The 12,778-nt window shown below is 43.0% G+C and carries 8 protein-coding genes; all 8 read right to left on the reverse strand.

Features of this window, described 5'->3' with window-relative positions:
* Positions 1-28: 28 nt before the first annotated feature.
* A complete protein-coding gene (locus KIO97_RS19555; protein WP_285383732.1) occupies positions 29-3,085 on the reverse strand; it encodes an SMC family ATPase in 3,057 nt (1,018 codons plus the stop codon).
* A 12-nt stretch (positions 3,086-3,097) separates the two neighbouring features.
* On the reverse strand, positions 3,098-4,234 hold the full coding sequence (locus tag KIO97_RS19560; protein ID WP_285383733.1) for an exonuclease SbcCD subunit D: 1,137 nt from the start codon (positions 4,232-4,234) through the stop codon (positions 3,098-3,100).
* Positions 4,235-4,698: 464 nt separating this feature from the next.
* Positions 4,699-5,073 (reverse strand): hypothetical protein, encoded by a 375-nt coding sequence (locus tag KIO97_RS19565; RefSeq protein ID WP_285383734.1) that lies wholly within the window; start codon positions 5,071-5,073, stop codon positions 4,699-4,701.
* Positions 5,073-9,104, reverse strand: coding sequence for an RHS repeat-associated core domain-containing protein (locus KIO97_RS19570; protein ID WP_285383735.1), 4,032 nt, complete (start codon positions 9,102-9,104; stop codon positions 5,073-5,075). The genes KIO97_RS19565 and KIO97_RS19570 overlap by 1 nt, the downstream gene beginning before the upstream one ends.
* 8 nt (positions 9,105-9,112) lie before the next feature.
* Complete coding sequence (locus KIO97_RS19575) at positions 9,113-9,943, reverse strand: NAD/NADP transhydrogenase beta subunit (protein WP_285383736.1); 831 nt, start codon at positions 9,941-9,943, stop codon at positions 9,113-9,115.
* Complete coding sequence (locus KIO97_RS19580) at positions 9,944-10,234, reverse strand: PAAR domain-containing protein (protein WP_285383737.1); 291 nt, start codon at positions 10,232-10,234, stop codon at positions 9,944-9,946. It abuts the gene before it with no gap.
* 12 nt (positions 10,235-10,246) lie between these two features.
* The gene (tssI, locus tag KIO97_RS19585) at positions 10,247-12,082 is read right to left on the reverse strand and encodes a type VI secretion system tip protein TssI/VgrG (RefSeq protein WP_285383738.1); all 1,836 of its coding nucleotides are present in this window, start codon (positions 12,080-12,082) and stop codon (positions 10,247-10,249) included.
* A 50-nt stretch (positions 12,083-12,132) separates the two neighbouring features.
* Positions 12,133-12,612 carry a type VI secretion system tube protein Hcp gene (locus KIO97_RS19590; RefSeq protein WP_005426862.1) on the reverse strand — a complete coding sequence of 160 codons (480 nt, stop codon included), beginning with the start codon at positions 12,610-12,612 and terminating at the stop codon, positions 12,133-12,135.
* Positions 12,613-12,778 lie beyond the last annotated feature (166 nt).

A 12,778-nucleotide genomic window follows, 5' to 3' on the forward strand; every position in this document is an offset into this window, starting at 1 on the left:
TTTATCAATGTTTACCTACCGTTACCCATTAAGAATCAAATGCCATCTGAGACTTCACAGAAACTGTAGAACCAAGTCGCGACGGTTCAACATCAATGCGCTGCGCCATTTGCTCTTTCAGCTCGGATACGTGAGAAATCACGCCAATCATCCGACCCGTTTGTTGTAAGTCGACCAAGGTTTGAATCGCAAGATCCAAAGATTCCGGATCTAAGCTGCCAAAACCTTCATCAATAAACAGTGTATCTAAACGAATACCACCACTATAAGACTGCACAACATCAGATAGACCGAGCGCTAATGCCAACGCTGCCATGAAAGATTCACCACCTGATAACGTCGCAACATCGCGCGTTTTACCTGTGTAGCTGTCCTCTACTTCCAAATCCAAGCCTCGCCCTGCCGCACCTTTGAAGCCTTCAGTTTTACGAGCCAAGATATAACGGCCTTTGCTCATCAGGCTTAAACGCTGTGACGCTTGAATCAACACGTCGTCTAATAACACACCAAGGACAAATCTGTGCAAACTGATACGGCTACCCGTTTTACCGCTTGCAACGTCATACAAGGTGCCAAACACTTTGTATTCGTCTTCTAACTTGGTGTTCTTGTCATGTAACGTCGCGATGTCATTACGGACTTTCTCTAGACGTTCAAACAAAGAGCGCGTGCTATCAAGCTGACTGCGCGCTTCAACGTAACTTTGCTGAACACTGCTTAATTTAACGTTAAGCCCTTCTAAATCAGGTAACGCCAATTCTTTCAACGTTGAACTCAAGTCTGCCAAGGTTTGTTCTAGCTTGATTTGAGTCTGTTTGAACGCATCAATTTCTTGCTGCCAAACCTGCATCTCAGCTTCATCAACTTTACTTGCTAGGAATTGTGCTTCATCCTCGAATGCGCTCGCCTGCAACGCTTGCGCCCAATCAGTTTTGGCTGTGTTCAAACGCTCTAGTGCCTCATTCAACCACTGTTGATTGGTTGTCAGTTGGCTTTCAATATTGGTCTTCGCCAGCACGGCTTGTTGTAAATGGTTTTGTGCAGACTCGAATGCGGTATTCAACTCCGTAATCTGTTTTTGAATCGTAACAATGTCTTGCTCAAGAACTTCAAGAGATGAGTACTTGGCATCTAACGAAGCAGACAGTTTAGCCAGTTGCTCTTGGTTCACTTTTATCGTCGATTCATTCGCTGCCATCTGGTTTTGCAGATCATTGATCTTACCTTCCCCAGTAACACAACGCTGGTTTAATTCATTGACGCTTTGTTCCAGCTGATCCAAGTTAATCGATGACAATTGCTGTAAACGTTCATTGAGCTGCTGCATAGACGCTTGTAACGCGCTTAAATCCATTGATGCGTTTTGGCCAAGCTCAACGGATAGTTGCTCAATCTGCTGCTTGTATTGTCCGACTGCGATATTGTGCTGCTCCAATTGATTGCTCAATTGGTTAAGCGCAACTTGCCCTTCTCGCTCTGTGTTTCGAGCGCGCTGAACTTGCTCTTTTGTTACCTCTTCGCCAACAAATTGAGCGGGCTGAGGGTGTTCTACACTACCGCACACTGGACACATTTCACCGGACCGTAAGCGCTGAGCCAATACAGCAGCTTGAGCATTGTGCCAGCTCAATTCAAGTGTATCTGCTGAGCGTTGAAGTTCTACGTATCGCGCTTTTGCTTGGTCAACCAAAGCTTGCTTGCTAGGCGTCAATGCATCCAATTTCGCTAGCTCTTGGTTTAAGCCAATGAGCTTCTGTAGGTCTTGCATCAAACGTTGTTGCTGTTTTATCTCAGCCTCTACACTGCCAATACTTGCAACATCGACTCGAGCTTGATCCAGTGACTTCTGACCTTGTTGCGCCTCTAGCGTTAACTTCTCTTTCAGAGTGATATATTTCTTAAGCGTTGCCTCAAACTCCGACTTTTGCGTCAAACCTGCGTTAATGGCTTTCTCTAGCTCTGACTTTTCAACCAACTTTCCTTTCATGCCTTCAAGTTGGTATTGCTGCTCTGTCAGTTTTGGCAATTGTGCGGCTTGTTCTTTCGCGGTTTGCAATGCGCCTTCTTTGGATTTTACCGCGTCATTTGCCACAGTAAGATCTTGAGAAAGCTTAGCCACCTTTTGCTCAAGTTCTTGCGTTTGCTTTGAGGCATTTTGTAACGTGACATAAGGCAACTCAACCTTGCTTGCCTTCTTCGCATTGTCTAACTGCAATTGACGTGATGAGACAGCATCGCTCTGTTCTAAATGTCGCTTCAATGCAATTTCGGCTTGCTCGCGCTTTTTGAACTCATTGCTCAATGCTTCTGCTTTTTGCAGTTCCGTTTTTACCGCATTTAATTGCGCCAGAGATTCTTGCTCTTGCTTTTGTACAGATTCAAATTGAACAGATAAGGCTTCGCGCTGCTCTGTCAACTCCGCTTCTGAAGAAACACCAGCCACCTGCAGTGCGCCTCGAATTTGGTTATCAAACTCGTCTTTGGCTTTGCTAATGGCACTCGCTTTATCTTTCAGCGCATATTCAATCTTCTTGTAGATATCCGTTTGGAATAGCTGACCAAATATCTCTTCACGCTCTTTGGACGTTGCAAGTAACAACTCTCGGAACTTACCTTGTGGTAGCACCATCACTTGGCGGAACTGAGTTTCGTTCAAGCCAATAATATTGGTCACTTCTGTCTTTACTTGCGTTGTTTTGCTGGTGATGAGCTTTTCTTCTTCCGTAATCTCATACAAAGCTGCGGTATGCTTACGCACCGTCATGCCCTCACCACGCGCCTTTGGTGCTTCTTGTTCTGGTGAGCGAATCACTCGATAAGACTTGCCGTGTAAAGAGAATTCTAGCGTCACTTCGGTCAATAACGTTGGTGCTGCCATATCGCAACGCATTTGAACACCTTGGCGCTCGTTACCCGTTGTTTCACCATAAAGCGCAAAACAAATCGCATCGAGAATCGAGGTTTTACCCGAACCAGTAGGACCATTGATAAGAAACAGAGGGTTAGTTCCCAGCTTGTCGAATTCAATCGTTTCTGTTTGAGCAAACGGACCAAAAGCCTGCATTGTCAGTTTAATGGGTTTCATGTTTGGTCCTTACTAAGCCTGCTGGGAAAGTTGTTTAATGATGTCACTGATTGCTTGATCTTGTTCTTGCGATAATTGACTGTCTTGCGCTTCCGAAAAGAAGTCTCGGAACATGTCTATCTCACTTCTCGCCAACTTCGCTTGCGCCATCTCCTGCTCGACACCAATTAACATGCCCGGTTTTTCTAGGTGCAAAACGTTTGGGTAAACAGTACGTAGCTTTTCCATTGGGTTTAAGATCGCGTGCTTATCCATCAAACGTACCAACAGGTAGTCTTCGTTTTTCGGATCAGTTTTGCCCTGCTCTATTACTTGTTCAAGTTCGCCTTCAACGATTCGCATCTCATGAGGTGCGGCAAGGTCAATATGCTCTGCCGAGACAAAACCGTTTTGGTCAATTTCCACCAGCGTGAAACCTTTCTTCTGGTTTTGTTCACCAAAACTGTATTTCATCAGTGAACCAGAATAACGAATGTACTCTTCGCCTTTTTTCTGTGGCTGGTGCAAATGCCCCAACGCTACATAGTCAAAGTTGAGAAAATGCTCGTGACTGACACGGTCGGAACCGCCAATCGAAAGTGGACGCTCAGATTCAGACTCAATGGCACCATCGACAAAACAGTGGCTGACCAACACGTTGCGTTGCTCTGGTTGGAACTGCTCAGTGATTTTTTCTGCGAGTAGCTTGTGCGCTTGATCGTGGGTCGAAACGGGTTCTTGATAGGCAAAACGGACTTGCTCAGGATCGTTATAAGGCATGCCATAAAAAGCCACTCTCCCTGCGCTTTCGGTTTCAATAACAACAGGGGTAAGCATGTCTTCGAAGTTACTGATAATGTGAAGACCCGCATTTTTCATCTGTTCTGAGCCAAAACCTAAGCGCTCAGCACCATCATGGTTGCCAGAAATCAGAATCATCGGCGTGTTTAGCTCACCACAGATTCGCTTCACCACTTTGTTAAGTAGTTCAATCGCAATGGTTGGTGGGACAGAACGGTCATAAATATCACCAGCAACAACCACCGCATCAACAGGGTTGTTTTCAATGTATTGGATTAACTGGTCAAGAACGGCTTGCTGATCGTCAAGCAAGGAGACGTTATGAAACTGTCGGCCAAGGTGCCAATCTGAGGTATGGATAAACTTCATTCGAATTCACTTTCTGCCATCTACATGGCGCTATCTTATTATCCCCCTAGGATATCCTGAGTTCGTAAGCTTTTCATGTGGTTTGTGGCGTATGCTGAAGTTAAAGTATAAACGAGCTAATTGTGCGTTCTTCAAATCTACCAACCATAAGCATCTGAGATTTGGCGATATAGTTCCTCATACGCATCTTCTTCATTTTGACATTCAGTTACAGACGTAATTCTTCCTTGACTGTTGTATACAACTTGCCAAGAATCATCTCGATTGATCACACACAAACACTCACCATTTTTTAGTCCATCTAGGCTATAGGATTGATGAGGTACTTTTTTCAATTTATCAGCATTCATAACAAAGCGAACTAGAGTTTTGATTAATCATTTGAGCTCATATCTTTTGCCTAATTTACTTGCACAAACCCGCTCATTATTTGGGGGCAAAGAATATGCCCCCAAGCACTTGGTTTATCTATCCAAGAACTCTACGTCCAGCCGCTCGACACAGAGGCAGATAAACTGACCATCCAAATAAGCATAATCAGACTCTAAAAAATCATCGCAAATCTTAAGTCCAGCGTCTATGGTCCCACCGTTTAGTCTACCTAATAGCTTGTAAGCATAGGTACTATCGACCCTTGTCGTACTAGTTTCTTCTGCACTTTCCTGCTCTGTTAATTCAAAATCCAACATTTCAAATGTAACGGGATACTCTTGCCCAATATTCAGTTCATAGGGACACATTCCTGCAAAACAGGTTAATTCGATACCATTAACTTCAATCGTAACTTCTTCTTCAATCTCTGGATTTAATCCAAGAACTTTTGCGTTGTATATAATCATTATTCAACGGGCCTTATAACTTTCTCTTTGGAGTTGTTGTTTAGAGTCTTCCAGAAATCCTTACCACTCTTGGTATGTAGCGTTGTTATTTGCCCTTGACCATTCGTACCTACAAAAGCAAATTTAGCCTGACCTTTTCTATTAGTCCCCATTAATTGAACAAACCCTATTCTAACTTCGCCTTTGTAAGGATACTGCACTTTAATTCCATCTTGCATAACTTTTCTAGCCATAGATAAGTACTCATCTGCACTTTTAGCATCAAATTCAGCCCCATGTTTTTCAAAGTGGCTTATTAATTTTGAGTTGTCAGCAAACCTTTTTGGCTTCTTTACAACTTTCTCTGCATATCTACCGGGTATTGCAGAGATGGCTATATTTGTTGCACCTGCAACCGAAGGATTATTAATAAACGCTTTACCAGCATCTATCATATCTTCTATTCCTTCGACCATCATCGACATTGGATCGATATTGACTGGTTTAAGTCCCTGTAATGTCGGATCTGCGATGAGCTCCTCAATCGTAGGCCCAGCAATATTAGTTACTGATTTTTCATACACTGCTCTCTCAGGCGAATTATCATTGTGTCCGGCAAGAACTGTCGGCGTGTCTTCTTTTGCACACAAACCTAAGGGGTCGACCCAAGAAACTGGATTTGGCGCAAATTGATAGTGGTTTGTTCCGCCAAGCAGCCCTAGGGGATCGGGTTGGATAAATCGACCTATTTGAGGGTCGTAGTAACGTGCTAAGTTGTAGTGCAGACCAGTCTCAATATCGAAGTATTGCCCCTGTAAGCGAAGGTTGTTTTTAACCGTCTCGATTTCAACGTTCGCAAATCCAAATGTATCGTATGTTGCTTGCCAAACTACCTGCCCATTCGAGTCCACCAAACGTTCAGGAGTTCCGATTTGATTACATTGGTAAAAATAACACTCGCCGTTTTCAATAAGAGCAAGCGGAACAAAACTGTTTGGTTGATATAGATACCACCGATAACCTGAACGAGAATACTCGCCGACTAGATGACTTCCTTGCCAAATAAATTCAGTGGTCCCATTTTCGCTGATTTTCTTCGTTCTTCGACCTAGCGCATCGTATTCAAATTGGCATAAATGCCCTTCGCTTTCGACAACAATCAGCTGCCCTTTTGCATCATAAGTGCAGTACTGCTCTCGTCCATTGCCTTGGCTACTGGTTCTGTTTCCTAGTTCATCGTAGTCGTACCTGATGCCATGGTATTCAATAAGACGGTCATGTTCTCGCTGTACACCTTCGTCATTAAAGTTGCCAAAACTGTCATAAACGTATGACTCTTCAGAAGTTTCCGTCTTTACTCTTTCTAATTGGCCGAGTTCATCATATTGATAATGTTGAGCTCCCTTCTCACTGTCGATGATAAGCGACAGATAATGCTGTGCGTTGAAATAGTATTTACGCTCAAAACCAGTCCATGTTTGGCGCTTCAAGCGACCTATTCCATCGAACTCTCTCCGCTCTTTTCCCGCGCTACAGGTGATTATCGATAAACGTTGTAATTCATCGTATTCAAACTTAATTGAATCTTCTCTTTCAGAGCAGTTTGAATGAATCGTTAACCCGCATACCGTGCCAAATTGGTCATGCTCATATATAACCTCTGTGCCGTCGTCATAACGTTGAGAGCGAAGTAAACCGTTATCTTGGTATTGATTGGTGAAAGAAAAGCGTCCCTGCTCTTCACTTACCAATTTTGTACCTAAATACGTATAGGAGACGTTTGAAAAACGGTTGTGCGCGCGGATTAACTTGCCGCCTAAGGTGTGTTGGTAATGGTTCTCAACACCGCTATTTTTACCATGGGCTTTCACCCTAGCGATGCGACCAACTTCGTCATACTGAAAAGAGATGCGACCACTACAATGCAAGATTTCACTTAATCTTTCAGCGCGGTCATAGGTGTAGTTTGTTTGCACTTGATCGAAGCTAATTGTCTGGCTGATCTGGCCATCTGGAGTGTATGCAAACTTGTATTGGCAACCGTCAGAACGCTCGATAGATATCAGGTTCCTTTCCGCATCGTACGAGAAGGAAAAAGAGCTATGATCTGGTTTAACAATTTCCGTTGGTTGAGCAAAGTTCCCCCAAACAATTTGGGTCGTCCCTCTTGGCGTATTAAGCTGTTTAACTCGCCCAACTTCGTCATATTGGTAGCGATGCTCTCGAGACGTACCGTCTTCTGAGCTTTGGAAGTATAGGCGTGTGAGTAAGTTGCTTTCGTTGCGCTCAAATCCGCTTATAAGGCCATGTGGGTAAGCGACTCCGTTCACTCGATCGCGCTCGTCATAGCTATAGCGAATCAAGCTTTGATCGACTTTTTTTGCTAACAGCTGATGCGACTCATTCCACCACCATTGTGTACGAGATCCAGTATCTGCACTCCTTTCTACTTGTCTGCCATATTTATCAAATACGGCGCGTTCTCGAAGCCCATTACTGTGTTGATGCCATACGAGCTGACCAAGTGCATTGAACTCTTTAAACTCGATTTCACCGTCAGGAAATTGATGCTTAATGCATTGACCAAATTCATTGTACTCAAAACCCTCTGTAGCCCCAGACGAGTGTGTCTGTTTCTCGAGCAAACCAAATGGGTTGTAGCTATGATGGGTGTATGTCTGATCTGCATTGATAGTACAAACTAATCTACCGAGTGGGTCGTACTCAAATGCTCTACATCTCGATTCAGGGCTTACACTCTCAAGCAGCTTGCCTTGTTCATTGTGTTTATAGTGCCAACAGTGTCCAAGTGAATTTCGGTATTTGGATTCGCTCCCATCAAACTCAAACGAGTAATCATAAACACTTTCATCCGCCCAATTTTTTATGCATTGCGCATCAGGCCCTCGCCCAGACCATGTAAAGTAGTGAGAAAGTCCGCTAGCTCTCGTTCGTTTAACAATTAGGTTTGTGTAATCGTATTGGTATTGTTCAATTAAACCATTTTCATTCTGAGCAACGATCAATCGCCCATCAACATCGAAATCATACTTGGCTAGCAAATGTTGAGTCTTTGGATTTCTAATCTCTATTAGTTGGCCTTGATGATTGTATTGGAGCTCAAGCTGGTTTTGTCGGTTGACGCATATATGGGTGATACGGTGATTTCGAGAGTATTCGAGGTTTACCGTTTTCATATGACCTAGACGGATTTCAGTGGCAACCCACTGCTCATTCTTAAAGAAAAACTTGATTTGAGCTTCATTACTTAACGTAACTAATCGAAAACCGCTGTGATGATACTGACAACTCGCACCTACATAAGTTTGGTAACTAATTCCGCCTTTGGCGACATTAGGAAATAGGATTGTGTCCCCCATTTCGTCAATGAACAGCCACCCCGTAATATTAGATTTTTCATCCAATACGTCTGTTAGCTCATATTGAAAAATATGTCTCCAACCAAAGCCAAGCGTGGTAGTAGAATCGCACAACGATGAGCGATACGTTCGTGACCAAACCAATCCATTCGGCAGTACGACATCAGACAATGAGAGATTTTCTTCCCCTGTGACCATGGAGACAGGATCGCCTGCTTTTACATGCCTTTTGCTACTTTCTTCTTGAGGATTACCATTACCTGCGAAAGTGTTGGTGCCTGAGTGAGTAGCGTTCGAGTTATTACGCTCAACCTTCGCCAGTTGGTTTATGACTTGGGAAGGTATGTTGGCTGATGGATAAAATGTGCTTGGTGCAGTCTTAGGTAACTCAATAGCAAAAAGGATTTTTTCTTGTAATCCTTGAGCAATAATTTGAAGAAGTTCAGACTTAGTTTTTGTCTGGTATTCATGTGAAAAAGTCGCACTCATGCTTGTCCATGACGCAATTTCACTGAGCTCCTCTAAATCGGAAAAATGAAAATTCTCAATAAACGCTTCTGCACTTCGAGCGGTTGCAAAGCTTTGTTCCAAGCCGGTACTGAGTCGCTGCGTGGAAAAGTAAAACGTGATTCCGTTTAAAGATGTGAGTTTAACAATCCTTTGTATATTCATTTTGTAAGTTACTCACTACCCCAGCGGTAAGTGGCGCCAACGGCATACCCACCACGCTCAATATCAAGCTGAATACCTGAATAATTTTTATCGTGTGTTTCTTTCGGTTGCAGGCAAGTACAAATCGCCTTCAATACCCCTCCACTCGCTCCCAAAGGGCCAGTCGTGGTACCTATTAGCCGATAGGAGGTGTCTCTATTAACCCAAGGAGAAAGGAATTGAATTGATTCCAGCCAAACAGGCTCATCGCCTTCGGCTGACAACATCAATTCATCCAACTCCTCTACACACGACTTTCCGAGTTGCTTAACGACATTTGAAACCGCGGTGTTGTTACTATCGAGTTGAAGATCAATTGCGATCTTATTGAATATAAGTCCTTGCTTTTGCGCGGAGCTGCGCGCGACAACTAATGAGTCATGTTCCCCTTTAGCATCGGCAGCATGTAAAGCGACAATCCATAATGGTTTAGTTTGTTTTACTTCTCGTTGGATGCGACTCAGTGCCATCAGAAAAGACGCACTCCCATACGGATATAACGCCAAATGTTGCGGTTCTACTTGTTGAAACACCGAAAGAAGCAGCGTTGTAATACGTTGAAGCTCAACCTTGTCCGATAGCTTTGGTAACAGAAGATAAACTTGCCCTTCGATACCACATTCAGACAGCGCTTTCGAATAGTGAGTTAATCTGTCATAGACAGGTAGGACTGAGCTTTCCCTAGCTTGCGGAATCCGTTCGTTATTTTCTGATGGCCTTAGCGTGTTGTTAGCCAATTGCTCTACAGAAAACGCTTGATCGCCCAGCATACAAAGTTGGGATTGAAACAATAGCGCCATTTACCCACCAATTAATATTGCTGAGTTACCGGCAACAATTTTACCGCCATGCGCGGTGGAGTCTCCTAGCCTAGCTGCAGGTTTTCCGTTGACTTTAACGCTCGAAGACCCGGATGAAATAGTGTCAGGTGGCCCCACACAAGACAGCTTATCTCCCTGACGCGCAGCTGGAATGCCAGAAATCTTGACGTTTGGAGAACCAACTACGACGGGCCCGCCCACATGAGAGACTTTATTTGTCTTTTTAGGGCACACATGATGACTCCCTAATACTGCCGCTGGTTTACCCATATCTGCTCACCTTTAGTTAAGAGAAATTTGACCAGCTTTAAGTGCTATGGCTGAACCATTAATAGAGATCTTGTTACCTTTAATGTTGATCTCCCCAGAACTCGACATTTGTATGGACGCCCCTCCTACCTTTATTTCAATGCTCTTACCTGCTTTAACGACAAGTGCTTCACCGATATCAACCCCTTGGTTTTTGCCTACTTTCTGACTTGCGTTATTACCAACCTCTTGCACGAAATCATTGGTAATCCTTTCACTTTTATTGTTCTCTACAGCAATATCGGCATTGTCTTCTACCACCATTTGAAAGAGTTTCTCAGCATGCAAATACACGTGTTCTTCGCCGGGTTTGTCTTCAAAACGTAGCTCGTTGAACTTGTCGCTGCCTTTTTGTACTGAACGGGACTTATAGCCGCTTTGGGAAGCTTGAGCAGGTAATTGATAAGGTGTTAGCTGGGTACCGTTATAGAGAGCACCGGTTACGATTGGCTGATCTGGGTCTCCATTTACAAAATCGACGATAACTTCTTGTCCGACTCTTGGGTGGAATACACTCCCCCAACCATTGCCGGCACTCGCTTGAGCGACTCGAATCCAACATGAACTGTTCGCATCATATTGACCTTCACGATCCCAGTGAAACTGCACTTTGATTCGGCCAAATTTATCAACGTAGATTTCGCCATCTTTGTTTCCTGTCACAATTGCGGTTTGCAAACCTCTAATCTGCGGTTTAAACCTCTGCATTTTTGGGCGCAGAATGGTGTTTGAGTCAACGCAATGAAACGAAACTCTTACACCTTGTGAGGACGTACCGCCCTGTCCCGTTTGGTTAAATACCGCAGCAGAAAGCGCGACAGAAGAAAGCACATACTCTTTTCCTACTCGAGTCTTATCCTCATGTTTTTTAAATTTAAAAAGTTTGCCGACAGCAAATGTTCTGCAGCTCGATTCTCCACTGCATTGATAAACGTCTTGCTGAAGTGATTCAATCGCGTGTGTATTTCGCAACACAAACTCATCGTCAGTTTCAGCTTCAGCTAAGTATTCGTAGTGCTCACTATTTGGCACCGAAAACAGTTGTGCAGATCCACTAGTTAGATTCTGTGGAGGTGATAAAGGCTTAAGCATATTAAAGCCAGACTTGTGTGCGGCTTTTGTCGTCAGTATTTGCGTTTCATTCCAAGAGTAAATGTGGCTTGCTTGACCTGTTCCCGTCGTATGTTCGACAAGAAACTCTGAGCCGGGTATGTAAAAGTTAAGATCATCAAACAATTCCAGTATGTGTGCTGAATTTGTATGTGAGAAGCAGTAAGCAATCCCTTCTTCAGACAGGAGTCGTTCAACAAATGCCAGATCAGATTCTTCATATTGAACTTTATAAGTATATTTAGAGTACGACTTGGTAAGCTTTAGGCTAAAGCTTACGTCATGCTCAGATAATACTTCCGACACAATTTCTTTAATGTCTTTGTTTTGAAAAATACGGGAGTGGACTCGATAATCGGCAAAGCGAACTTTAGGCTCAATAAGTAAATCGATATTTCGATAGTTTTCACCTTGATGAACAGTGGTCACCCGCGATCCGGCTAACTTAGCCCGTGAAACGACACCATGAAAGTAACGAGGTTGAAAGCTAACACTTGGATCATTGTCCATAGCGATAACAACCTCTTTTCCAATAATATTATTGAGATCTTCATGTTGCCCGTTGAAATAAGCTTGCGCATGTAATGAAAAAAGATCTGATACTTTTTCCTTATATTCAAATGAATTTAGAATAATGGCATCTGTACCAAATGGTGTAGAAATACGAATAAAATTATTTTTCTGTGTCGCTTTTTTCATTAGATACTTCTTTATAAAATAGCGGGAAGCGTTGACTTCCCGCAATTCAATTACATTTGTTGACCTTTCACACCGCTGTAGCCATATACTAATGGTGCAGATGTGTTGTTCTTATCGTCAGTTGGTGTCACTGTCATCATCATTTCAGTGTATGAAATAGTGATAGTTTCAATTGGGCGGTCATCTTGAATTGACACTGAGTAGTTTGAAATCATTGCATCTGTAAGCTCGATTTTCATGATTTCTTCCACTTTCTCACCTTGCTTGGTGATGTGGAATACAGCTGGTTTACCTTTACCAATGGTCGCTTCTTTAAATAGGTCCGGTGACGCGCGGTCTTGAAGCTTAGTGATTGTCAGGTCGTATAGACGTGTTGCACTTGCTTCACGGTCCATAGCAGTACCAGTGAATGATGAAATTTCACGACCAACACTCCAATCTACAGATAGTAGTGTAATTAGATCCTTGTACTGCTCAGCAGTTGCTTCACCTTTAATATCTGCATATTTAAGATACGTGTTAGACTGCATGCTAATCTCCTATAGCATTATTAATGACATATTGCTTAATGTTTTAATTATCTATTTTGTTTTGATAATTAATGATTGATGTATCAAAAACTTCATTTTAAATACGCTCTTTTATATCTTTAATTAAGAATTAAATTAAGCGCTATTTCTGATCAAAAATGTTTAT

The sequence above is a fragment of the Vibrio sp. B181a genome (genome assembly GCF_030248375.1).
Lineage (GTDB): Bacteria > Pseudomonadota > Gammaproteobacteria > Enterobacterales > Vibrionaceae > Vibrio > Vibrio campbellii.